We start from the raw sequence: 24,076 nt of genomic DNA, 5'->3' as shown, positions 1-24,076 counted from the left end.
ACCCCGGCGCCGCGCCGTCCCGGCGTACCCGCGGAGACATCGTCACAGGGGGATGAGGCCATGTCCGTCGCCGATCTGTCCGATGCCAGGCGGGATCTGCTCAGGCGCAGGCTGCGGGGCGGGGCCGTCGACACCGAACGCCCCGAGATCCCGCGCAGGCCCGAGGGCACGCCTCCCCCGCTCTCCCCGGTCCAGGAACCCCTGTGGTTCATGGAGCACTTCACCCCGGGCACCTCCACCTACACCCTCCCGGTCGCGGTGCGGCTGCGCGGCCCGCTCGACACCGACCGGCTGCGCGACCTGCTGGCCACGCTGCCGGACCGGCACGAGAGCCTGCGCCACCGCTTCCCCGCGACGGAGGACGGGCGGCCCGCGGTCCACGTCGTCCCGGCCGCGCCGGTGCCGCTGCGCCTGGCCGAGGCCGCCACGGACGCGGAGGCCGCCGAGCTGATCGGCGCCGAGAGTGCCGAGCCGCTGGACCTGGCCGAGGGGCCGCTGCTGCGCGCCACCCTGATCAGGATCGCGGACGACGAGCACGTCCTGGCGCTGTTCGTCCACCACATCGCCGCCGACGGCAGGTCGACGCAACTGCTCTTCGCCGACCTCCTCGCGATGTACCGGGGAGACGCCCCCGCCGCGCCCGCCGTCCGGTACGGGGACTTCGCGCTCTGGCAGCGCGAGCGGTCGTTCGAGCGCGAGCTGACCTTCTGGCGCGGGGAACTGGCCGGGCTGCCCCGCGCCGAGCTGCCCTCGGACCGGCCCCGCCCGCCCCGGCTGACCTTCGACGGCGCCTCCCACGTCCACCGGCTCGACCCCGAGCTGGTCACCGCCCTGACCGGGCTGGGCGCCGAGCGCGGCGCGACCCGCTTCATGACCCTGCTCGCCGCCTTCCAGGTGCTGCTCGCCCGCTACTGCGGCCGGGACGACCTCGCCGTCGGCACGCCGGTCGCCGGGCGGACCAGGGACGGGCTGGACGACGTGGTCGGCATGTTCGTCAACACCCTCGTGCTCCGCGCCCGCCTCGACGGCGACCCCGGCTTCGCCGACCTCGTCACCCGCACCCGCGACGTGGTGATCGACGCCCTCGACCACCAGGAGCTGCCCTTCACGCGGCTGGTCGACGCGCTCGACGTGCCCCGGGACCCGAGCAGGCAGCCGCTGGCCGACGCGCTCTTCTCCATGCACGACTTCGCCGTCGCCGCAGGCGCCGCCGGTGACCTGGCGGCGGAGGACTTCGCGATGGCGCCGGGCTCGGCGCGGTACGACATCGAGCTCTACCTGGTCCCCGCCGCCGACGGAGGCATGACCGCCACCTTCACCTACCGGACCGCGCTGTTCGACGCCGCGACCGTCGAGCGCATGGCCGGGCACCTGGAGAACCTCCTCAGGGACGCCGTCGCCCGGCCGGGCGTCCCGGTGAGCGAGCTGGAGCTGCTGGGGGAGGCCGAGCGACGCCTTCTCACCGAGGAGTGGAACGCCACGGCGGCCGACCTCCCCGCCGGGGCGACGCTGCACGGCCTCGTCGAGGCCCAGGTGGCGCGGAGCCCCGACGCCCTCGCGGTCACCTTCAGAGGCGAGTCGCTGACCTACCGGGAGCTCGACGAGCGGGCCGCCGGGGTGGCCCGCGTGCTGCGCGGCTCCGGGGCGGGGCCGGGCTCGCTGGTCGCGGTCTGCGCGGAGCGGTCGGCGGAACTGGTGACCGGGCTGCTGGGCGTGCTCAAGACGGGGGCGGCCTACGTGCCGCTCGACCCCGACCACCCCGCCGACCGGCTCGCCTTCATGCTCTCCGACGCGGGCGCCGCCGTGGTGCTGACCCAGCGGCACCTGGCGGACCGGCTGACCGGGTACGACGCCATCGTCCTCGCACTGGACGACCCCGCCGTCTGGGTGCCGGACGCCCCCGCCCTCCGGGTGCCGGACGACCCCGCCGTCTGGGCGCTGGACACCCCCGCCGTCTGGGCCGCGTCCGGGCACGCCGACGCTCCCGTCGGCGTCGGCGGGATCGCTCCGGGTGCCGTGGGCGGCGCGGACGGGCCGGGGGGCGCGAGCGGCGCGGACGGGCCGGGGGGTGCGAGCGGCGCGGACGGGCCGGGGGGTGCGGGTGGTGCGGCGGAGCCGGGCGCGGACGGTGTGGACGGCGCGGACGGGCCGGGGGACGAAGGTGGCGCGGACGGGCCGGGGGCGGACGGCGCGGACGGGCCGGGCGCGGCGGCGTACATGATCTACACCTCCGGCTCGACGGGCAGGCCGAAGGGGGTGCCGAACAGTCACCGCGGCATCGTCAACCGCCTCGACTGGATGCAGAGGCGCTACGGCCTGACCCCGGACGACGTCGTCCTGCAGAAGACTCCCGCCGGTTTCGACGTGTCGGTCTGGGAGTTCTTCTGGCCGCTCATGACCGGCGCCAGGATGGTGCTGGCCGAGCCCGGCGGGCACCGCGACCCGGCCTACCTGCGAGACCTGGTCGCCTCGGAGGGCGTCACCACGACGCACTTCGTCCCCTCGATGCTGGGGATCTTCCTGTCGGAGGACGGCGTACGGGACCTGACCTCGCTGCGGCGCGTCATCTGCAGCGGCGAGGAGCTCCCGGTCGACCTGGCCCTGCGCTGCCTCGCGACCCTGCCGGGCGCCGAGCTGCACAACCTCTACGGCCCCACCGAGGCCGCCATCGACGTCTCCTCCTGGCACTGCACCGCCGAGGCGCTCGCGGGCAGGACGAGCGTGCCGATCGGCGCGCCGATCCAGAACATCGCGCTCCATGTGCTCGACCCGCACCGTCGCCCGGTCCCGGTGGGCGTACCCGGCGAGCTGCACATCGGCGGGATCGGCGTCGCCCTCGGCTACCACCGGCGGCCCGAGCTCACCGCCGAGCGGTTCTTCCCCCTCGGCCGCGACCGCGTCTACCGGACCGGCGACGCCGCCCGGTGGCTGCCCGACGGCACGATCGAGTTCCTCGGCCGCCTCGACGACCAGGTCAAGCTGCACGGCCTCCGGATCGAGCTGGGAGAGATCGAGGCGGCGCTGCGGGAGCGCGCGGGGGTGCGCGACGCCGCGGTGATCGTCAGGGAGGACGTGCCGGGGGACCGGCGGCTCGTCGCCTACCTCGTCGCGGACGAGCCGCCGGAGACCGCCCGGGTGCGGGTCGCCCTCGGTGCGACCCTGCCCGACTACATGGTCCCCTCGATGTTCGTCACCCTGGACGCGCTGCCGCTGACGCCGAACGGCAAGCTGGACCGCAGGGCGCTGCCCGTCCCGGAGAGCCCCGGCGCCGCCGAGTACGTCGAGCCGGAGAACGACGCGGAGCGGGCGATCGCCGCCGTCTGGGAGCAGGTGCTCTCGGTGGAGCGCGTCGGCGCGGGCGACGACTTCTTCGACCTGGGCGGCAACTCGCTGCTGGCCATCCAGGTCGTGGCCAAGCTGCGCAGGGCACTGCCCGAGGGCGGCCCGCAGGTCGGCCTGGTGGACCTGTTCTCCTTCCGCACCGTACGGGAGCTGGCCGGGTTCGTCGGCGGTCCCGGCGGCGGAGGGGTCCGCCCGCTGCTCCAGCGGCTCACCCCCAGCCGTACGGTGACGCGCAGCTACGTCTGCGTCCCGTACGGCTCGGGCAGCGCGATCGTCTACCAGCCGCTCGCCGACGCGCTCCCCGAGGACCAGGCGCTCTACGCCGTCGCCATCCCGGGCAACGACGTCGGGCTGGACGAGGAGCCCGAGGAGTTCGACGAGGTCGCCAGGCGCTGTACCGAGGAGATCTTGCGGACCGTCGAGGGCCCGGTCGTGATCTACGGGCACTGCGGGGTCGGTGCCGGTCTCGCCACCGAGCTGGCCAGGCGGGTGGAGGCGGCGGGACGCGAGGTCGAGGCCGTCTACATCGGGGCCATCTTCCCCTTCGCCCGTCCCCGCGGCCTGATGCGCACCCTGTCGCGCATCGGGGAGTTCGAGAGCCTGCGCCGCAGCCAGGGCGACATCAACTGGCTCAAGGCCCGGGGCGTCGACCTGGAGGAGCTCGACCCGGGGGTGGCCGACCGGATCGTCCGCACGATGCGCCACGACGGCAAGGCGGCCGAGAAGTACTTCACCGACCTGTTCGACACCCCCGACCGCGTCCGGCTGCGCGCCCCGGTCGTCTCGGTGATCGGTGAGCGCGACCCGGCGACCGACTTCTACGAGGAGCGGTTCAGGGAGTGGCGGTTCATCGCCGACACCGCGGCCCTGGTCGTCCTCGACGAGGGCGGGCACTTCTTCCTCCGCTACCGCGCCGAGGAGCTGGCCGGGATCCTGCAGATCCACGACCGGCTGGACGCGCCACCGGAACGCGGGCCCGACGACACCTGGTGGGTCCACGGGGTCGCCAGGACGCCGGGCCCGAAGGCCGAGAAGGATTCCGTACAGCCGAGCATGGGGCGTTTTCTCACCTTCTCCGCGGGCCAGCAGATATCCATGATCGGCTCCGCGCTCACCGGATGGGCGCTGCCGCTCACGGTGCTGGTCGACTCGGGTTCGGTGACGCAGTTCTCCATCCTGGCCGTGCTCAACCTCGCCGGGCTGCTGATCTCGCCGCTGGCCGGTGCGATCGTGGACCGGGGCGACCGGCGCCGGGTGATCCTGCTGGCCGACTGCGCCTCGGCCGCCATCCAGGCGGTGCTCGCCGGGATCATCCTGTTCGGCGATCTCCAGCTCTGGCACATCTACCTGCTGGTCATCTCACTGTCGGTCGCGGGCAGCTTCCAGCGGCTGGCCTACAACTCCGCGGTCCCGCAGCTCGTCCCCAAGCACTACCTCGGCCACGCGATCGGCGTCACCCAGATGGCGGGCGGTGTGGCGCAGCTGGTCGTGCCGCTGATCGCCGCCGGTCTGCTGGCCTGGATCGGGCTGGGCGGCATCGTCGCCATCGACGTCGCCAGCTACGTCTTCGCGATCGCCGTCGTGCTCCTCGTCCGCTTTCCCGACACGCTGCCGTGGCGGCCGAGGGAGCCGCTGACCACCGAGATCGCCAAGGGGTTCACCTACACCTGGAACGAGCGAGGCCTGCGCTCGATGCTCGGCTTCTTCGCGGTGCTCAACATCTTCCTGTCGCCGCTCCTGCTGCTGGTGTCCCCGCTGGTGCTCTCCTTCGCGACGCTCGCCGACGTCAGCCGCATCTCGGTGGTGAGCGGCCTCGGCGTGCTGCTCGGTGGGCTCACCATGGCACTGTGGGGCGGCCCTCCCAAGCGGCGCTTCCGCGGGGTACTGGTCGCCACGCTGGCCATGGCCGCGGGGAGCGTGGTCGTCGGCCTCAGCCCGTCGCTGGTGACGATCGGGATCGGCGCGTTCGCACTGACCTTCTTCCTCACGGTCATGAACTCGATCTACACCACGATCGTCCAGATCAAGGTGCCGCACCGCTACCACGGCCGGGTCTTCGCGCTGAACACCCTGGTCGCCTGGTCGACCCTGCCGATCGGCATGGGGCTGGTGGCCCCGCTGGGCGCCGCCCTGCTCGACCCGCTGCTCGTCCCCGGCGGCCCTCTCGCCGCGACGGTCGGCGCGGTGATCGGGGTGGGACCCGGCCGGGGCATCGGGCTGCTCTACCTGGTCTGCGCCCTCGGGATGGCGCTGGTCGTCGCCGGGTCGCTGCGGGTCAGGCGGCTGGTGCGGCTCGACACCGAGATGCCCGACGCCCTCCCCGACGACCAGGTGGGCCTGGAGGCGATCGAGGCCCGCCGTGACAGCGCGTTCGGGGCGGCGGCAGGACGCCGCTCGAAGACCCAGGCGTCGACCGCCTCGCGCGGCAGGTCGAGGAGGTAACCGGCGGGGTGGGACGCGACCGCGCCGGGAAACCGGCGGCGGAGCCTGGAGACCGTTCTCCTCTCGCACGACGACTCCGGGCGCGGTCCCCTCCGACCGGACGGCAGGGGTACCTCCAGGGCCCTGGAATATCTGCGTATTTAGCTGTTTCTGCAGCTCATCGAGAGAAAGCAATGATCTTGGCGGCGTTTCGCGGGCTCCGGGGCGGGCATCGGATCGGTCTGGGGGTCATCGAACGGGGGGACGCATGACGCGCGGGTTCGACGCGTCCGCTCACTACGGGCGGCGCATCGCCGACGTCCACGACGACGGCATCACGGTGAAGGATCCACCCGGGGTCGCGGGCGGGCACCCGGCGGCCTCCGGGTTCCCGGTGCCCCCGGGACTCTCCGAATTCCCCCCGTCCCCGTCGCGCTCGAAGCGGAGCCTCCCGAGCCCCAAGGCCGGCAGGGCCCCGGCGCTGCCCGCCGTGCGGGGCCCGATCACCTCCCTGCTCTTCGAACGGCTGGCACGCCCGCCGCACCGCTTCGGCCTCCTCTCGCTCCCGCTCCTGTCGTTCCCGGCCCGTTTCGCGGGCCCGGTCCTCGTGGACGAGGACGTGCAGCTGGCGCTCTTCGTCTGTTACGAGCTGTACTACCGGGGCTTCGACGGCGTGGACGATCGGTGGGAGTGGAACCCCTCCCTGCTGGAGGTACGGGAGATCCTGGAGGCGCGCTTCGAAGAGGGGCTGGCGCGGGCGGTGCCGTACCCACCCGCCTCCCGGCCGGAGCAGACGTGCCAGGCCCTGGCCGAGCTGGTGGCCGCCGCCGTCGACGGCCCCGACCTGGCGGGGTTCCTCCAGCGGCAGGCCGACCTCGCGCAGTTCCGTGAGTTCGTCGCGCACCGGTCGATACACCACCTCAAGGAGGCCGACCCGTACACCCCGGCGATTCCCCGCCTGAGCGGCCGTACCAAGGCGGCGCCGGCGGAGATCCAGGCGGGCGCGTACGGCGGGGGTGCCGAGCGGATGCGCTCGGAGCTGTTTCGGACCACCATGCGCGAACTGGACATGGACGACTCCTACGGCGCCTACCTCGACCGGGTCCCGGCGATCACGCTGGCGGTCTCCAACACCCTGTCGCTGTTCGAGCTGCACCGGCGCCACCTCGGAGCGCTGCTGGGCCACCTGGCGGCGTTCGAGATGACCTCCTCGGTCCCCGACCACCTCCACTCCCTGGGCCTGCGCAGGCTGGGCGGGGACGAGGCGGCGAGTCGTTTCCACGACGAGCACGTACGCGCCGACGCCGTCCACGAGCAGACCGCCGCGCACGACATGTGCGGCGAATTCGCGACGCTACACCCCTCACGGGCCGGCGACGTCCTGTACGGGGCGGCCTGCGCACTGACCCTGGACCGGCTCTTCGCCGAGCACGTCATGAGCCACTGGCGTCGCGGCACCTCGTCACTGCGGGAGGCGGGTGCGGCGACGAGGTCGTGACCGGCCCCGGCCCTGACCTCGCCCCCTGGTCTCGCGGTCGACCCCGGTCCCGACCTCGATCCCGCCTCTCGGTCCCGACTCCGCCCCTGGTCTCGCGGTCGGCCCGATCCCGCTCCCCGGTCTCGCGGTCGACCCCGGTCCCGGCCCCGATCCCGGTCTCGTGGTCGACCACCACCGACGGGATCGGCGGGGGAGAGGCCGTACCTCAGCCGCCCTGCCCGCGCATGGCCTGGCGGATCGCGTCGCGGGTCCGGTCCACGATCGCCAAGGGCGGCCCGAACAGCAGGTTCATGACCACCGACTCCGTACCCGGGTGCGGGTGGGTCGGCGCCAGCGCCTCGGCCGCCCTCACCCCGGCCGCCATGGCCCGGCGCTCGGCCACGCTCGTCCGGGCGCGCAACCGGGCGAACTCGTAGCGCTCCTCGGCGCGGGCGTGGGCCAGCACCGCCGCCCGCAACACCTGGAGATGCTCGGAGAACTCGGGGTGCCCGGTGCCCAGCTTCTCCAGGTCGACGAGCAGCTGCTTCGCCTCCTTCTCCTCGGCGAGGCGTTCGTCGACCACCTCGTTCCCGTCCTCGATCGTGATACGCGCGTAGGGATGCACGACCTCCTCCTCGGCGGTCTCGTGCACGGCCAGCATCCGTACGAGGCGCTGGAAGGCCTCGGACCGCTGTGTCCCGGCGGAGGCCTCCTCGACCTCGTCGAACAAATCCCTGATCGTCGCGTGCTGGCGCACCAGCAGGTCCACGACGTCGTTCTCGCTCATCGGCTCGGGCACGGTCTGACGGTCGTTCATGGATCCCCCTTCGTCCACCAGGTGGATTACCCCCACCTGGGCACCGAAACCCGGGGACCGGCGCGGCACGCCGGCGCGGCGGTGTCACGGACGGGCGGACGCCGGGAGCCGGGCCCACCGCGCGGGCCGCCCGCCGGACGGCGACTCCACCCGGCCGCACGCGTGTCGCGATCCGGGGACCGCGGGTGCCGGGTGAGCCGCCGTCAGACGGTGATCCACTCGGTGACGACCGTCGCGTCCCCGAGACGGCAGCGGAGGCTGAACGGCCCCGGGGGAACGTCCTCGTAGATGAACCTGCCCAGGTCGTCGGCCGCCAGCGTGACCGGACGGCCCCCGAGGACCTCGACCTCCAGGTGGCGCGGCGGCATCAGCTGGCCCACCACACGGCCGCCGGTGGCGGTCACGGTGACCTCCAGGTCGACGGTGAGCCCGGCGCCCTGGAAGGTCAGTATGCGAGGCTGCCCCTCACCCCGCACCTGTGAGGGCCCGCTCAGGGAGTCGAAGACCAGCTCGGCCAGCTCGGCGTCGAGCGTGCGCAGCGTGAAGGCCTCGACCGCGATCTGCAGGAGATGCGAGGGAACGGGATCGAACAGCTCGATGGCGCGGCGCAGCTCCGCCTCCAGCTCGTCGTCGCTCACTGGAACCCCCGCTTGCCCATGAGGCCGCGCAGCCGTCGCAGGCAGCGCTGCCTGATCGGCCCGATGCTCCCGACGGCGATGCCGAGCGTCGCCGACACCTCCTGGTAGCTGAACGGCGGCGAGGCCGTGAGCAGGCGCAGCAACCGCTGGCAGCTCTCACCGAGCTCCTGGAAGGCCTGCCAGGCCGCTCGCGCCCGCTCCCGCTCTCTCTCGGCGTCCTCCGAGTCGATCAGCGCCTGCTCCGGCGTGCGGTCGTCGACGACGCGGTCGAACATCTCCGGATCGCCGCTCGGCGAGACCCGCCGGGCGGCCCTGATCACCTTGATGCACTCGTTCCGCGCGGTGCTGGCCAGCCACGCGCCGACCCTGTCGGGCTCGCGGATCCGCGTGAGGTTCTGTGCGAGCCGGAACCAGGTCGTCTGGTAGACCTCCTGCGCGTCCGCGTCCCTCAGCCCGTGGGCGCGCACGACGGACCACACGAGGGGGCTGAGGCCCTCCACCAGGGATTTCCACGCGGCGGCGTCGTCCCCCTCCACCGCGGCGCGGAAGAGGATGCCAATCGAGTCTCGATCCACGGTGACGTCCCCTTGCTTTCGGGACTGTCATCGTACGCCGGAGGGCCGATCCGCCCGCACTGGTTTTCAGCGTGTGACCGGAACACTTTGCACGCTCTGAGGTGTCCAGGTGGTGGGAATGAGGGCAGGGGTGGGGATGCTCTGCAGGATGCCGATGGGGGTTTCGTCCAGAAGTTTTCTGGCGGCCTCCCGGGAGCCGATCCCCTTGTTCAGCATCATGTAGTTGGCGATCATGCCGGCCACCAGGGGGGTGGAGAAGGAGGTGCCGCTCCACTCCGCCAGTCCGTCGAACACGACCCGGTCGCGGATGGCGGTCGGCGACTTCTCCATCTTCTCGGTGAGCTCGCCCCGGTGCGGGGGGAACTGGCAGGTGCAGTCGTAGTGGAAGCCGTACCGGCAGTGCGGGAAGGTGGAGTGCTGGTAGTCGTACGCCGCAGGAGTGGGGTCCACCGCGGTGAAGGCGCTCACCAGGCGCTCACCGGGCGCGTACGTCGTCACCCACGGCCCGTGGTTGCTGAAGCAGGCGCGGTCCGCGCCGTCCTTCCTCAGTGCCCCCACCGACACGACGGCACCGGCGTAGCCGGGGTGGTCGGAGTAGGCGGCGGGCCAGAACCTCACGTCGTTGCCGTTGTTCCCCGCGGCCGCCACGAGCAGCGTCTCGGGGTGGGTCATCAGCGCGTTCATGAAGCGTTCGAGCCCCAGGAGCGTTTCCGAGTGCATGCTCGTCGTCCCCGCGGACAGGCTGATGATGTCGGGCCACTTCCCCGTCGGCAGCATTCCCCCGAGCAGCTTGTCACCCAGGTCCTTCTCGCAGATGGCGCCCGCGTTGACGAGCGTCCCGTGCACCGTGACGTCGGTGTCGGGCGCGACGGCGCTGACCAGCCCGGCGATGAAGGTGCCGTGCCCGACGTACTGCTTGAGGATGCCCTCCTCGTCGAGTTCGATCTCCTTGCCGTCGCCCTTGACGCGGTGCATCCACGGGTGCGACTTGTAGTTCTCCACCAGGCCGGTGTCGACCACGAGGACGGACACCGGCACGCTCCCCTGGCCGGAGGACTTGGCCACCGCCGGGTTGGGCGGCTCGCACCGGGCCACCGGCACCGGCTCGTCGCCGGGGCAGCAGTTCACCGCGATGGACACGATGTGGTTCCTGGACACCATGCGGCGATTTCTGTCACGCTCCAGGTGCTCGACGGCCTTCAGCGCGTCCGACACGTCCCGGTCACCGTAGCGCTCGCTCCTGTCCGGTTCCCCGACCCGAATCCTGAGCACGCCGCCCGGACTCTTCTCCTCCTCCACCTTCACGTTCCCGGTCTGGCTGCCGCCGCGATCCCGGCTGAACGCCTTCTGGATCGTGTCGGCGATCTCTCCGGCCTCCTCCGCGCGGGCGAGGACGTAGCCCTTCTGGTAGAGGTACATGGGCTGGGAGCCCTCGAAACCCGCCGCGAGCACAACCTTCTCTCCCATGGCGTCCTGGATCTGGTCGAACTGCTCCTGGAACCTGTCTGGGAGCTTGTCTGGTGCCATATTCGCCATCCTTGTCTCGGAGGTGTCCTGACGTCACCCTGGGTTAAGAGCCACCGGACACCTCGGTGATACACCGTTCGTTGATTCTCAGTGTTTCTTTGTGAGGGTCAGCGAGCTGCCGCGTTGCCGGGGCAGCGTTCTCCCTGGCGGGAGTTCCCGTTTCACCGGTGCGGGCCTGGCGCGAACGCCGGGTCTTACCGCTCCTCCACGGGCGTTTACCGTCTCCCCGCAACTCTGGGCGACGCCGGCCGCAAGAGCGGCCAGATTACGTGCGGCATTCAGGTCCCGGTCCAGGACCAGACCGCACTCGATGCAGCTGTGGTCACGCTCGGACAGGGCGAGTTTGGCTTTCACCGCGCCACATCCCGAACACGTCTTACTGGAGGGAAACCAGCGGTCGGCGACCACGAGCCCGCCACCGCTCCACCCGGTCTTGTACGACAACTGCCGCCGCACCTCGGCCATCCCGACATCCGCGACCGCGCGGGCCAGGGAGCGGTTGGCGAGCATCCCGGAGATGTTCAGGTCCTCGATCACCACGGTGCCGTAGGTGGCCGCCAACCGGGTGGTGAGCTTGTGCAGGCCATCACGCCGCTGGTTGGCGACGCGGGCATGCGCCTTGCCCAGCGCCCCCTTGGTCTTGGCCCAGCGGGCCGAGGCCTGTCGCCTGCCGCCGTCCGGGGTGCGCGGGCCGACGCGGCGGGCGAGCTGCTTGTTCAGCCTGCGCAACCGCTTCAGCGCTGAGCGGTGATGCCGGGGGTTGGCGATGACCTCGCCGGTGGACAGCACCGCGAGGTCCTTCACCCCCAGATCGACGCCGACGACGGCGTCCGGCTTGGCCGGGGTGCGGTCGGTGCGGTCGGTGCGGTCGATCTCACAGGTGAACGCCACGAACCAGCGGCCCCCCTCACGGCGGACGGTGGCCGACAGGATGCGCCCGGTCCGGCGCTCCAGGTGGCGGGCCAGCTTGCGGGTCGACTCATGGGTGCGGATGGTGCCGAGCCGGGGCAGCGTCACCTGACGGCGGTCGGCCTCCACGCGGATGGTGCCGGTGGTGAACCGGCACGAGAGGAGGGCGCGGTGCTTGGATTTGAACCGGGGGAAACCGATCTTCTTGCCTGCCCGCGCGCCCTTGCGTGAGGCGGCCCAGTTCTTCACCGCCCGGGTGACGCCGTCCAGGCCGGTGTTGTAGGCCTCTTTGGAATTCTCCGCCCACCACGGGGCAGCGGTGTCCTTGGCGGCGTTCCAGGCGCGTCGCAGGGAGTACAGCGACCACGGCACCTCGGTCAGCACCTCATCGGCGATGCCGTAGGACTGTTCGGCCGCACGCTGGTTCATCGCGGCTTTGATGCGGGCCAGGCCCCAGTTGAACGCGAACCGCGCCGCACCACAGTGCGAGGCCAGCAGACGCGCCTGCTCGGGGGTGGGGTCGAGGGCGTAGCGGTAGGCCTGGTGAACCCGCATCAACCCTCCCCATCACGCTAAGTCGTTGACCATAAACTTACCGCGAGAATCACGATCAATGACTACTTGAGCAGCGAAAAGGCATGCGCCCGCCCCGGCATCATCTGGCGCACCCTGGAGAACCGGTCCAAACGCTCCGAGGGGTTCCCACAACCCATCGAAAAGCTGAGCAGTTCGTCACCCCGGGCGAGTTTCCCGGTACGAACGGGAGCGGGGGTTGTCCTCGGAGGGCTTCTCGGCATGGACGCCCTGAACACACCACGTCTAACATCGATCCGTGACCGGGGGAAGCTCGCGGATCCCGCCGCTCGCGGGAGACCCTCTCGATCTCCTGCCCCTGGTGTTCGCCCGCCCCGCGGACGCGCTGGCCGGAGCGCGGGCCGTGCTGTCGGGCGCCCCCTCCCCGCACGACGCCTCCGTCGCCCACCAGGTGATCGGCATCTGGCAGCGCGACTTCGGCGACCTCGTGGTGGCGATCGGCCACCTCCGGCAGGCCCGTGTCCTGGCCGCCAGGTCCGGTTCCCCGAACCGCGAGGCGGACGTGCTGGCGACCCTGGGAGCCGCCCTCATCCACGCGGGCCGCACCAGGCAGGGGATGGCCGCGCTGGAGGCGGCCGTCGAGAGGGGCAGCGGGGTCACCGGGGCCCGCGTGCTGTTCCGCCGCGGCTACGCCTGGTGGGTTCTCGGGGGGCACCGCGAGGCGCTCGACGACCTGCGGCGGGCCATTCCCACCCTGCGCCGGGCCCAGGACACGATCTGGACCGCGCGGGCGCTCACGCTCAGGGCGACCGTCCACCTGGCCATGGGATCCGTCGAGCGGGCCGAGGCCGACTTCATCGCCGCCGAGCAGCTGTGGGACACCACCGACCAGGAGCACGACAAGGCCGACGCCGTGGAGAGCCGCGGGCTGGCGGCGTTCCGGTCCGGTGACCTCCCCGCGGCGCTCCATCTCTTCGACGAGGCCGCGAGCCGGTACGAGGCCCTCGGCACGCCCATGTTCGTCCTGCACATCCGGCGGTGCGGGGTGCTCCTGGCGGCCGGGCTGGCGCGCGAGGCGCTGGAGGAGGCCGACGCCGCCACGGAGCAGCTGAACCGCATGGGAGGGCAGACGACCCGCAGCGCCGAGCTCCTCCTGATCGCCGCGCGGGCCGCGATCGCGGCGGGTGAGCCGCACGCGGCGATCGCCCGCGCGAGCACGGCCATCCGGCTGTTCTCCAGCCAGCGCCGCGACTGGTGGCAGGCCCACGCCCGGCTGGTGCTGGTCCAGGCCAGGTTCGCGGCGGGAAAGGTCTCCGGCCGCTCGGTGCGCGACGCCGCCGAGGTCGCGGTACGGCTGGCGGAGCTGCGTTCCCCCGAGGCGGTCCAGGCCTCGCTGCTGGCCGGGCGCACCGCCCTCGCCCTCGGCTGGGAGGCCGACGCGGAACGGCACCTGGCCGCCGCGGCCAGGACCAGGGCGCGCGGGCCCGCCTTCGCCCGGGTGGACGGCTGGGTGGCGCAGGCGCTCAGGGCGGCCGCAGCGGGGCGTACGCGCGGCGTGCTGGACGCCTGCCGCCGGGGGCTCGACCTGCTGGACGAGCACAGGATGACCCTGGGCGCCTCGGAGCTGCGGGCGCGGGCCACCGCGCAGGGGGCCGAGCTGGCCGTGCTCGCGCAGCGGGCGACCCTCGCCGGGGGGAGCCCCCGCAGGTTCCTCGGCTGGAGCGAACGCTGGCGCGCCACCGTGCTCGCGGTCCCGCCCACCCGGCCCCCGGACGATCCCGAGCTGCTGCGGGACGTGACGGCCTTCCGCGAGATCAGCAGCCGGGTCGACACGGCGCGGCCGGGAGGCGTGCCGGTCCCCGCGCTGGAGCGCGAGCAGCGGCGGCTGGAGAGGGAGATCCGCGCCCGGACGCTCCGCACCCGCAGCGCGGGCGGCTTCGACGGGCACCGCTTCGACGCGGGTCTCCTGCTCGACGGGCTGGGCGACGGGTGGCTGATCGAGATCGTCGCCGTCGACGGGGAGCTGTACGTCCTGCTCTGCGGCCGGGGGAGGGTGCGCAGGTTCGCCGCGGGGCGGCTGGCCGACGCGGCGATCGACGCCGACCACGCCCGCGCCGGCCTCAGACGGATCGCGTACGGGGGCTCGGAGGGCAGGTTGCCCGTCCTGGAGGCGGGCGGGCGCCGCCTCCAGGAGTCGCTGCTCGGCCCCGCCGTGCGCCACCTCGGGGACGGCCCCGTGGTCGTCGTACCGCCGGGCAGGCTGCACGGCGTCCCCTGGGCGCTGCTGCCGGCGCTGGGCGAGCGGGTGCTGAGCGTGTCGCCGTCCGCGAGCGCCTGGCTCCGCGCCCGGCGGATCGAGCCGTCGCCGTCCACGGAGCGGGTCGTGCTGGTCAGGGGGCCGGGGCTGGCGACCGGCGGTGCCGAGATCCCGCTCCTGGCCGCGCGGTACGGGGAGGCGACCGTGCTGGAGTCCGGGACCGCGGTCGCCCCGGCCGTGCTCGCGGCGCTCGACGGCAGCAGGCTCGCCCACATCGCCGCGCACGGCACCTTCCGCTCCGACAGCCCGATGTTCTCCTCCCTGAGGATGGACGACGGCCCGCTCACGGTGCACGACCTCGAACGGCTGCACAGTGCCCCGTACCGGATCGTCCTGTCCAGCTGCGACTCCGGCAGGCTGCAGCCGGTCGGCGCGAACGAGCTGCTCGGCCTCGCCGCGGCGCTGCTGCCGCTGGGTACGGCCGGGATCGTGGCGAGTTCGGTGCCCGTCGACGACGAGGCCGTGGTGCCGCTGATGCTGGCCCTGCACGAGGGGCTGCGGCGCGGCCTGAGCATGGCCGAGGCCCTGCGCGACGCGCGGCTGGCGATGCCCGGCGACGACCTCAACCGGGCGACCGGCTGGTCCTTCTCCGCCATCGGCGGGGCCTGACACCCCTGGCCGGGCGGGGGCCGGCACCCCCGCCCGGTGGAGCCGGACGGCCGGACCTCCGCGTCCGCCGGACCTCCGCGTCCGCCGGGGTTCTCGCCCCGCGTGTCCTGCCCGCGTGTCCTGTCCGGGTGTCCCGTGCGGGTGTCCCGGCTCATGCGTCTCCGGCCGCTGGTGAGCCGCGTCAGCCGACGGTGAAGAGCTTTCCCAGGCCGGCGCGGTCGCTGCTGCCGAGCCGCGCGTAGGCGTCACACAGGTGGTTGGCCACCGTACGGATCGACACCGTGAGCTGCTCGGCGATCTGCCGGTTGGTCAGGCCCGCCGCGGCGAGGCTGACGATCTGCCGCTGGCGTGCGGTCAGCTTCGGCAGCGCGAGGTTGACCAGGGCGGAGCTGCGCGCCCCCTGGCAGGCGCTCGCCAGCGTGGAGGCCCGGTTCCTGGAGGTCTGCGAGGCACGCCGGTCGTCGTGGACGAGGGCCGCGTGCGCGAACGTCTCCGCCGCGTGCAGCAGCAGGCCGAGGTCGGCGAGACCTCGCGCCACCTTGTCCAGGGCCTCCCCGTCGCGCCCGGCCAGCGCGCGGGCGTGCCACGCCAGCAGGGGGGCGAGGTCCCCCTCCGCGCGGTCGGCCAGCTCCCCGAGCCGCTCGACGACCAGCTCGGGGGTACCGAGCCGCACCACGTCGTGCAGGGCGAAGAGGTCGTCTTCGAGCGGGTCGTCCCCGGCGGCGCGCAGCGCGGATTGCAGGGCCCCGTCGAGGTTCCCCTCGGCGGCGAGTGTCCAGGTCCGTGCCCGCTCGGTGGCGAGCGCCCACGACCGCGTGTCCCCCGGGGCCACCGCGGACAGCGGGCGTGCCGGGTGTGCTGGGTGTGCCGGGGAGCGGTCCTGGGTGGCGGGCCACATGCGCGCCCGTATGTCTCCGTCGGGGGCCGGACCGCGTGACAGGGCCTGCCACGCCGTCGTCAGGTCGCCGATGTAGGCGGAGGCGTGAGCGAGTTCGGCCAGGCAGCCGCGGTGGTGGGGGGCGCGGCGCAGCCCCTCGCGGCTCCAGGCGATGGCCTCGCGGGTCTCCCCGCGAAGCCGGGCGACCCGGGCCCGCCGCGCGCAGAACTCCGGCATCGCGGGCTCGTCCCAGCCGATGTCCTCCTCGGCCATCCGTTCGCCGGTGCCGCGCGGTATCCCCGAGAGCCTTCCCGCGTACGCGTGCGCGGCCAGCTCCTCGCACTCGGCCTCCAGCGCCGAGGCCCGGGGGAGCCGTCGCGCGCCGGACGGCCCGCCCGTCCGCGGGCGCTCCGCGGCGGCCCGGAGCACCGGGCCGTGCAGCGGGTGGGCGAGCCGGATCGACAGCCGGTCGTCCACGGTGACCAGCCCCTTCGCCCGCAGACGTTCGAGGACGGCGAAGGCCACCTCGGCGCCCGCGTCCAGCGGCCCGCCGGACGCGATGGGTTCTGGGGGTTCGCCGGACGCGTTGGGCTTCGGCGGTTCGCCGGACGTGGTGAGTTCCGGGAGTTCGCCGGACGCGTTGGGTTCCGGGGGTTCGCCGGACGTGATGAGCCTGAGGGGCCTGCCGGACGCGATGAGTTCCAGCGCCCTCCGCTCCTCCCCGCCGACGTCGCGGATCGTGTCCTCCACCAGCTCCCTGACGCGCGCCGTCATCGGGGGAGTTCCCCGCCAGGTCCACGTGCCCGACACGTGGCTCAGGTCTCCCCCGGCGTGGACGGCGACGACCAGCTCGCGCAGGAGCCGCAGATCGCCGCGGCTCGCCCGGTGCAGGCGCCGGACGGTGAGGGTGTCCACGTAGCCGCCCACCGCGCGGGACAGCAGCTCGCCGCACTCGCTCTCCGTCAGGGGGGCCAGCGCCATGCGGGGCAGGAGGTCCTCCTCCCAGAGCCTGGAGACGTCCTCGGGGACGGGCTCGCCCTCCCTGACCGTGACGAGCAGGCGGGTGCGCCCCCTGAGCGCCAGACGGAGGACGATCGCGGCCGAGGAGTCGTCCAGGAGGTGGGCGTCGTCCACGACGAGCACGCGTACCCCGTCCAGCGCCTCGACGGGGTCCGGCGGGCAGAGAAGCCCCGTGAGGCGCGGGGAGGATTTCGTGAGGTACGGCGCCGGCCCCGGGGAGGCGGAGAGCTCCGCGAGGCGCGGGGGGCGGGAAAGGAGGGGGGCGAAGGCGGCGAGCGGGGTGTCCCGGGTGTCCGGCGTTCCGGTGATCCGTGCGTGGAGCGGCTCGGTCACAGCCTCGGGTACGGCCTCGGCGGCCAGGCGGCTCCTGCCGCTCCCCGCCGCGCCGGTCACGACGACGCCCCGGCGACCGGCCGCCAGGTTTCGCCGTACGAGATCGAGTTCCTCAGTCCTGGCCGTGAACGGCCAGGGGGACCGTGGGTTTCTCACAGCGGTATGAGTCGGGCCGCCCGTCCGTGATACACGTGGAATTGAGTACCCCCTACTCATGCGCGTCCGGGATTCCATCTCCAGTGTCGTGGCATGTGGACACGGTTTCCTTGATCTCCTCACCATGCCCGAAGGCGGGGGTCTCCAGGCTGCGGGAATGCCGATGAGGGCGGACGACGGCGAGCGCGTCCGGCACTGCTCGCTCCCGCCGTACCCCGCTCACGCGCCGCCGGACGGGCTTGAGGGGAGGCGGCGCGAGGCCCTGCTCTCGGGGCGGCGGGCGTGGCTGAACGGTACGGTCCTGCACTACTGCTTCCTGGGCGGGCAGCGCGACGGTGCGCAGGGGGACGGCGGGCAGCGCGACGGCGGGCAGGGGAGCGGTGCGCGGGGCGACGGCGGGCGGTATGACGGTGAGCAGCGTGAGGTCGTGCGCCGGGGTTTCCAGGAGTGGAAGGACCTCGGCATCGGGCTGGAGTTCGCCGAGGTCGCCGACCATACCGAGGCGGAGGTACGGATCGGGTTCCGGCGGGACGCCGGATCGTGGTCGGCCGTGGGACGCGACGCGCTCCGCGTCGGGACCGCCTCCCGCACGGTGAACTTCGGCTGGGATCTCACCGGGCCGCACGGCCGGGGCGCCGTGCTGCACCAGATCGGCCACGTCATCGGCATGGTCCACGAGCACCAGAGCCCGTACTCGGGCATCCTCTGGGACGAGGAGGCCGTCTACGAGGACTTCGCGGGGCCGCCGAACCTCTGGCCGAGGTCGCGGACGTTCCACAACGTCATCCGCAGGCTCGACGAGAGCGAGGCGAACGGCCCGGTGTGGGACCCGCTGTCCGTCATGGGATACCGGTTCGGCCCGGGGCTCATCCTGGAGCCCCCGTGCTACCGGGCGGGGATCGCGCCGCCGGGCACCGTCTCCGAGCTCGACGCCGCGTTCGCCCGCCGCTGGTACCCGCTCCCGGGCGCCGAGCCGCCGCCCGAGCTGTCGCCGTTCCGCTCCGCCCCGCTCGGCACCGAGGCGGGCGAACAGCGCGACTTCGTGATCACCCCTCGCGCGACCCGTGACTACACCGTCGGCGTCTTCGGCGAGTGCGACACGGTGCTGGTGCTGTTCGAGGAGGTCGGCGGCGACCTGCGCTACCTGGCGGGCGACGACGACGGAGGGCACCCGCACAACGCGTCCCTCCGCGTCCACCTGCTCAGGGACCGCCGCTACGTCCTCCGCGCGCGGGTCCACTCCTGCTGGGGACCCGGCCAGGCCGCAGTCATGTGCTGGTGAGGCCCGCGCCGCCGGGGAACTGTGGCCAGATCCGCGGGGCTCCCGCGGAGAGCCTCCCGGAGCGGGAGAGAGCGCGTCGCCGTCCGGGTGAATGACCCGCCGTGCCTCACCCGGCTCCCGGCGGCGACCGCATCGCCCCCAGAAGGGTGGCGAGGGTCACGCGGGCGAATCCGATCCGGGCGTCGCTCGCCCCGTACGGCAACCAGAGGGCGTCCGCGTGCAGCAGGCCGCCGCAGGAGTACACGACGTTGGGCACGTACCCCTCGCGCTCGGTGTCGCCGGGGGTGAGGAGCGTGCCCGGGAGCTCGGCGACGACGCGGTGCGGCTCGTCCAGGTCGAGCAGCAGCGCGCCGATGGCGTAGCGGCGCATCGGGCCGACGCCGTGGGTCAGGACGAGCCAGCCGGACTCGGTCTCCAGAGGGGAGCCGCAGTTGCCGACCTGGATCAGCTCCCAGCCGCTGCGGGGGGTGTGCAGCGGCACCGGCCGCCGCCACCTGCTGTCCTCGTCGAGGGAGGTCAGGCCGATGGTCTCGCCGTCGGAGCGGCACAGCGCCAGATGGCGCCCGCCCACCTGACGCGGGAACAGCGCCATCCCCTTGTTGGCGGCGGCCGGCCCGCGCAGCGGGGTGACCTCGAAGGTGCGCAGGTCATCGCTGGCGAGCATGCGCGAGCGGATGTGCCGCCCGTCGTAGGCGGTGTAGGTGGCGCGGTACGAAGGCGTGCCGTCCTCGCCGACAAACCTCACGAAACGGGCGTCCTCCATCCCGTTGCTCTCGGCCGCGGTGGCGGGCCAGAGCACCCGCCGCTCGAGGGGGACGTCGGCGGGGAAGGTCACGGCGTAGTCGGAGGCGGTCGCCCGGCGCAGCTCCTCCACGGTGCCGTGCGTGGTGGTGCGGGTGAGCAGGTCGGTGGGGAGCCGGGTGACCGCCCGCTCGAAGTCATCGTCGTCGAAGAGCTCCGGCAGCGAGCCAAGCACGGTGGCGGAGACCTCGTTGTCCCAGTCCTCGTCGGCGAGCGCGGCGGCGAGCAGGTCGCGCCGGTGGGGGACGCCGTGCCGGGGGCCGGTGGTCAGCGGTCCCGAGCGGTCGGCGACGACGAGCTCGTCGCCGGGGCCGAGCACCGCCGTGGCGAAGCCGATGGACGACAGGTGGCCCTCGCCGATCTGCCGCGTGCTGATCACCACGCGCAGCTGTCCCGGGCTCAGGCCGGACTGGTCGGGGTGGGCGACCATCGAGGGATTGCACAGCGCGGCGCCCTCCACCGCGTACTCGTGGCTGAAGTAGGCGCCGACCAGGAGACGGGCCGCCGGTCGCAGGTCGAGATGGCTCGGAACCCGGTAGCGGACCAGGTCGTAGTGGTGCAGGAAGGTCGTCGCGAGGTCGCGGTGCCGGTCGCCGAACCCCCGCAGCGTCTCCTCCAGCAGCGCGGCGGTCTCGTCGTGGCCGAGGAGCGTGATGCGCTCGATCAGGCCGGAGGCCCGGCTGCGCGCCAGGGCGGCGTCCTCGCCGGGCACGAACAGCTTGATGATCACTCTTCGCGGGTCTGGGGCGAGGCTCTGGTCGAGCCGGGTGGCCAGGTCCCGGATGGTCATGGCACCTCGTCCGCGGGTCTCGCGGCCGGGACGCGGTGCCCTCCGGGAAGCGTGGCCGGGACGCGGCGCCGGGTGGGGGGCACGCCATATCCCGTCATGACATCCATGACATCATTCCCACCGGTTCCGTGACCAGGGCACGATGCCTTCAGAGGACCTCACTCCGTTCGCTCATCAGACGTTCGGCGTGCTGCATGGTGGAGATGAGCGCGATGGTCGACTCCGCGCCCTGGTTCAGGTTGGGGCCGTCCAGGGTCAGGCCGTCGTAGCCGCCTCCGGTCGCGGTGTCCCACATCGCCGTCCCCCGGTCGTTGGCGCCCTGGAACCACGCCGACGCCTGCCACACCCCCGCCTGCCAGGAGGGGTCGCCGGTGACGGCGCCCGCTGTGGCGAAGGCGTCGGCGAGCGCGGCGACCTCGATCGGCTGCTGGTCGTAGCGGTCCCGCGGCGCGTGCCGCCGCCAGCCGGCGACGGGTACGACGGACAGCCGCCCGTCCCTGGTCTGGATGTCGCGGAGCCAGGCGAGCATCCGCAGGCCGTCGGCGAGTATCGAGGCGTTCCCGCCGAGGTGGCCCGCCGCGATGAGCACCTCGGCGAGGGCGGCGTTGGCGTACGTCAACCGCGGCTGCGGCCACGGCCAGTCGGGATCGGCCAAGGGGACGCCGACCGCGAGGGCGGCGTCCGCGAGCAGGGCCGCGGCCGGGGCGTCGCCCGGCAGGACGCGCAGGACCTCCGCCGCGCCGAGCCCGGCGAACGCCATGGCGCGCGGATGCGGGGACCGCCTGGTGGCGCCGAGGGTGAAGGAGATCAGGGCCTCGTCGCGGATCCACGGGGCGGGGTTGCGGGCCGCCGCGGTGCCCAGGCCCCACAGCGCCCGTCCCCACCAGTCGCCGAGGCCGGGTTCGTCGGCCCAGCGCCGGTCGTGGGATAGGCGGTTGCGGAACGCGCCGGAGCCGTCCTGCGCGTGCGTGAGGAAGGCCAGGTAGCACTCCGCGAGCCGCCGGACCCGGGGGGTCGGCGCCGGTTCGCGGCTGGTCACGACGAGCCCGCGGGCGACGTCGTCGGTGCAGTAGCCGTGCTGGCGGCGGACGACGGCGTGCCTGGCGTGTTCGAACAGGCCGGTGTCGTCGCTCAGCCGTGCCAGGTGCCTGAAGCCGGGGACGGCGGGGGCGACCGCGGGGGGGACGGGGGTCGCGGGGGTCACGGCAGGGCCACCGCCGCGGCTGCCGGGCGTCCGGCGAGGAGGCCCCGGGCGAGGTCCTCGTAGCGCGCCGCGACGGCGGGCCACAGCAGGGTCGGGACCAGGGCGTGGGTACGGTTCCTGAGGTCCTCGGCCAGGCCGGGCTCGGTGAGGATCCGGCGTACGGCCGCGGCGAGCGCCGCGGGGTCCCCGTGGGGTACGAGCAGGCCGGGCCCGTCGGTGAGCAGTTCCACGGCGTGCGGGAAGGACGTGGCGACGACCGGGACCCCGGCCGCCACCGCCTCGATCAGGACGCCGGAGGTGACCTGCTCGTGCGAGTCGTACGGCAGCACGACCACGTCGGCCGAACGGATCAGCCGGATCAGCGAGGCCTGGTCGCGGTAGACCGGGTCGTACCGCACGGAGGTGGACACGCCGAGCCGCGTCCCCATCCGCTGCAGCCGGGTGCGGTAGGCCTCCCCGTGGTGTTCGAGCACCTTGGGGTGGGTCTTGCCCGCGATCGTGTACGTGGGAGAGGGAGAGAGGTCCCCCAGCAGGGCGAGCGCCTGCAACGCCCACTCGATGCCCTTGCCGGGGCCGATCAGTCCCCAGGTGAGCAGGTGCGGCCGCGGGCGGCGCTGGGCCGGGACGCGCATGTGGTCGGCGGCGCCGTGCGGGATGACGGACACCTTGGCCGCGTTGACGTGGTAGCCGGCGAGCAGCCGGTCGCGGGCGGTACCGGTCATGGTGACCACCGCGCCGGCGGCGTCCACGATCTGCTCGAGCAGCCGTCGCTGCCGGGGGGTCGGCCGGGTCAGCACGGTGTGCAGGACCACGATGCTGGGCACCATGAGATGCCGCAGCAGCGGCAGGACGTCCTGGCCGTCCGTGCCGGGGTAGATGCCGTACTCGTGCTGGACCACCGCGACGTCGAACCGCTCCAGGGCGGAGGTCGCCGCCTTCCAGCTCTCGTGCCCCCCGGGTGCCCAGGTGTGCACGACCCCGGGCACGGGGCGCTCGTCGTCGACGTCCGTGGTGACACGAACGATCCCGCCGCGGGTGCCACCCTCGGTGAGGTGGGCGGCCAGGGCGGAGTTGAAGGTGGCCAGCCCGCACTGTGTGGGCGGGTGGGTGCTGAGAAATCCGTATGTACAGGCCAACTGCCAAGCCTTCCGGTCATCGGCCGCTCCGGATCACGGACGCGGACCTCACGCGGTGAAGACGTCCATCGGTCAGCGTGGTGACGGATGGAGCTGAAGCCTGGCGCCGGGGGCCGTCCTCATCGGGGCCCGGCTGCCGCGACCCCGCAGAGGATCGCGGGGGCTACGTCACTCCGACAGTATCAGGGCATTACGCTCGGTCCACTATGTCGCGGTAGACGCGTAAATAATTGGCCACCATTCTGTCCACGCCGAATCTGCGTTCGGCCTGGGCACGGCAACCCGCCCGGTCGATCGCGCCGACGCGCGAAACCGCGGAGACCGCCTCCTCGACGGTGTCCACCAGGAAGCCCGTCACACCCGGATCCACGACCTCGGCCATCGACCCGCGCCGGTAGGCGACCACGGGGGTGCCGCAGGCCATCGACTCGACCACCGACAGGCCGAAGGGCTCGTCGAACGCGATGGGATGCAGCAGGGCCGCGCTTCCGCCGAGGATCTCGGCGCGCCGCTCGGGCCCGACCGAGCCGAGGAACCTGACCCGCTCGCCGTCGACGTGCGGGGCGACCCGCTCCTCGAAGTAGCTCCGGTCCTGGACGATCCCGCAGACGGTCAGCGGCAGGCCGGCCCGTCGCGCGATCTCGATCGCCGTGTGCGTCCCCTTGTCGGGGTGGACCCGGCCGAAGACGACCAGCCCCCGGCCGCCACGGGGGTCGAAGGGCAGGAGGCCGAGGTCGATGCCGTGGTGGACCGTGGCGACGTAGTCGAGCTCGGGGGAGCGGTCGGCGTCGGAGATGGAGACGTAGGCCGATCGGGCACGGGCGTAGGCGGGCAGGATCCCCGCCCCGGAGAACCCGTGGACCGTGGTGAGCAGCGGGGCGCGGCAGTGGTCCGCGAAGGCCAGGGGCAGCCAGTCGAGGTGGCTGTGGACGAGGTCGAACTCGGCGGAACGCCCCAGCGCGTGCGCGACGTGCATCGCCTCCCACACCCGCCCGTCGAGGGACGGATCCTCGGCGTACCCGGTGGGGCAGACCCCGTCGAGCGTCCCCGAGGTGATCGAGTCAAGGGTGGCGAAGAGCGTCACGTCGACGCCCCCGGCGGTCAGTCCCTCGGCGAGCAGGCTGGTGACCTGCTCCCACGGTCCGTAGTGGCGCGGCGGCGTACGCCAGGCGATCGGTCCCAGCAGGGCCACCTTCAGCGGGGTCACCCGCGGCTTCGAGTGAGCCGCCTCCGGCTGAGCCACCTCCGTCGGAGCCGCTTTCGCCGGGGTCGTCTTCACAGGTCACCGGATCCGGCGCGGACCCGTTTCCG

The 24,076-nt window shown here is 73.2% G+C and carries 14 protein-coding genes; 4 read left to right on the top strand and 10 right to left on the bottom strand.

From position 1 onward, the window contains the following. The first annotated feature begins 60 nt into the window (after nucleotides 1–60). Both OG587_RS02990 and OG587_RS02985 read left to right on the top strand, forming a co-directional pair. Nucleotides 61–5,784, top strand: a complete 5,724-nt coding sequence (locus OG587_RS02990; RefSeq protein ID WP_329086581.1) for a non-ribosomal peptide synthetase/MFS transporter — start codon at nucleotides 61–63, stop codon at nucleotides 5,782–5,784. Nucleotides 5,785–6,031: 247 nt separating this feature from the next. Further along, nucleotides 6,032–7,261: an iron-containing redox enzyme family protein gene (locus tag OG587_RS02985; protein ID WP_329086579.1), complete on the top strand. Its 1,230-nt coding sequence runs from the start codon at nucleotides 6,032–6,034 to the stop codon at nucleotides 7,259–7,261. Nucleotides 7,262–7,466: 205 nt separating this feature from the next. Here OG587_RS02985 and OG587_RS02980 read toward each other — a convergent pair whose 3' ends face one another. The 5 genes from OG587_RS02980 to tnpB all read right to left on the bottom strand — a co-directional run bounded on the left by OG587_RS02980 (nucleotide 7,467) and on the right by tnpB (nucleotide 12,261). Then, the gene (locus OG587_RS02980) at nucleotides 7,467–8,057 is read right to left on the bottom strand and encodes a hemerythrin domain-containing protein (RefSeq protein ID WP_329086576.1); all 591 of its coding nucleotides are present in this window, start codon (nucleotides 8,055–8,057) and stop codon (nucleotides 7,467–7,469) included. A 203-nt stretch (nucleotides 8,058–8,260) separates the two neighbouring features. After that, nucleotides 8,261–8,695, bottom strand: a complete 435-nt coding sequence (locus tag OG587_RS02975) for a hypothetical protein (protein ID WP_329086574.1) — start codon at nucleotides 8,693–8,695, stop codon at nucleotides 8,261–8,263. After that, nucleotides 8,692–9,270, bottom strand: coding sequence for an RNA polymerase sigma factor (locus OG587_RS02970; protein ID WP_329086573.1), 579 nt, complete (start codon nucleotides 9,268–9,270; stop codon nucleotides 8,692–8,694). The genes OG587_RS02975 and OG587_RS02970 overlap by 4 nt, the downstream gene beginning before the upstream one ends. A 66-nt stretch (nucleotides 9,271–9,336) precedes the next feature. Continuing rightward, nucleotides 9,337–10,797, bottom strand: a complete 1,461-nt coding sequence (locus tag OG587_RS02965) for a S8/S53 family peptidase (protein WP_329086572.1) — start codon at nucleotides 10,795–10,797, stop codon at nucleotides 9,337–9,339. Nucleotides 10,798–10,884: 87 nt separating this feature from the next. Continuing rightward, on the bottom strand, nucleotides 10,885–12,261 hold the full coding sequence (tnpB, locus tag OG587_RS02960; RefSeq protein WP_329086571.1) for an IS607 family element RNA-guided endonuclease TnpB: 1,377 nt from the start codon (nucleotides 12,259–12,261) through the stop codon (nucleotides 10,885–10,887). Nucleotides 12,262–12,538: 277 nt separating this feature from the next. Here tnpB and OG587_RS02955 point away from each other — a divergent pair, with 277 nt between their 5' ends. Beyond that, on the top strand, nucleotides 12,539–15,166 hold the full coding sequence (locus tag OG587_RS02955) for a CHAT domain-containing protein (RefSeq protein ID WP_329086569.1): 2,628 nt from the start codon (nucleotides 12,539–12,541) through the stop codon (nucleotides 15,164–15,166). Between the two features lie 181 nt (nucleotides 15,167–15,347). On the opposite strand, the gene OG587_RS02950 is transcribed toward OG587_RS02955, so the two are convergent. Next, nucleotides 15,348–17,552, bottom strand: coding sequence for a LuxR C-terminal-related transcriptional regulator (locus OG587_RS02950; RefSeq protein WP_329086567.1), 2,205 nt, complete (start codon nucleotides 17,550–17,552; stop codon nucleotides 15,348–15,350). Nucleotides 17,553–17,709: 157 nt separating this feature from the next. On the opposite strand from OG587_RS02950, the gene OG587_RS02945 reads away from it, so the two are divergent. Next, nucleotides 17,710–18,834, top strand: a complete 1,125-nt coding sequence (locus OG587_RS02945) for a M12 family metallopeptidase (RefSeq protein ID WP_329086565.1) — start codon at nucleotides 17,710–17,712, stop codon at nucleotides 18,832–18,834. A 106-nt stretch (nucleotides 18,835–18,940) separates the two neighbouring features. Here the strand turns inward: OG587_RS02945 and OG587_RS02940 are convergent, their stop codons facing one another. From OG587_RS02940 to OG587_RS02925, 4 genes are all read right to left on the bottom strand, one after another. Further along, the gene (locus OG587_RS02940) at nucleotides 18,941–20,425 is read right to left on the bottom strand and encodes a glycoside hydrolase family 130 protein (RefSeq protein ID WP_329086563.1); all 1,485 of its coding nucleotides are present in this window, start codon (nucleotides 20,423–20,425) and stop codon (nucleotides 18,941–18,943) included. A gap of 148 nt (nucleotides 20,426–20,573) precedes the next feature. Next, nucleotides 20,574–21,629, bottom strand: a complete 1,056-nt coding sequence (locus OG587_RS02935) for a glycosyltransferase (protein ID WP_329086562.1) — start codon at nucleotides 21,627–21,629, stop codon at nucleotides 20,574–20,576. Continuing rightward, entirely contained in the window at nucleotides 21,626–22,765 is a 1,140-nt protein-coding gene (locus OG587_RS02930; RefSeq protein ID WP_329086560.1) for a glycosyltransferase, read from the bottom strand. The genes OG587_RS02935 and OG587_RS02930 overlap by 4 nt, the downstream gene beginning before the upstream one ends. Before the next feature lie 190 nt (nucleotides 22,766–22,955). After that, nucleotides 22,956–23,972, bottom strand: a complete 1,017-nt coding sequence (locus tag OG587_RS02925; RefSeq protein ID WP_329086558.1) for a glycosyltransferase family 4 protein — start codon at nucleotides 23,970–23,972, stop codon at nucleotides 22,956–22,958. Nucleotides 23,973–24,076: the final 104 nt, after the last annotated feature.

This window comes from Streptosporangium sp. NBC_01469 (genome assembly GCF_036227305.1).
Lineage (GTDB): Bacteria > Actinomycetota > Actinomycetes > Streptosporangiales > Streptosporangiaceae > Streptosporangium.
The sequence above is the reverse complement of the archived record's forward strand: the minus strand, read 5'-3'. Positions and strand labels throughout refer to the sequence as shown.

What these genes read in the sequence shown, in the direction of transcription:
- OG587_RS02990 (WP_329086581.1), top strand. Translation starts at nt 61, where the DNA reads ATGTCCGTCGCCGATCTGTCCGATGCCAGGCGGGATCTGCTCAGGCGC.
- tnpB (WP_329086571.1), bottom strand. Translation starts at nt 12,261, where the DNA reads ATGCGGGTTCACCAGGCCTACCGCTACGCCCTCGACCCCACCCCCGAG.
- OG587_RS02980 (WP_329086576.1), bottom strand. Translation starts at nt 8,057, where the DNA reads ATGAACGACCGTCAGACCGTGCCCGAGCCGATGAGCGAGAACGACGTC.
- OG587_RS02985 (WP_329086579.1), top strand. Translation starts at nt 6,032, where the DNA reads ATGACGCGCGGGTTCGACGCGTCCGCTCACTACGGGCGGCGCATCGCC.
- OG587_RS02965 (WP_329086572.1), bottom strand. Translation starts at nt 10,797, where the DNA reads ATGGCACCAGACAAGCTCCCAGACAGGTTCCAGGAGCAGTTCGACCAG.
- OG587_RS02945 (WP_329086565.1), top strand. Translation starts at nt 17,710, where the DNA reads ATGCCGATGAGGGCGGACGACGGCGAGCGCGTCCGGCACTGCTCGCTC.
- OG587_RS02940 (WP_329086563.1), bottom strand. Translation starts at nt 20,425, where the DNA reads ATGACCATCCGGGACCTGGCCACCCGGCTCGACCAGAGCCTCGCCCCA.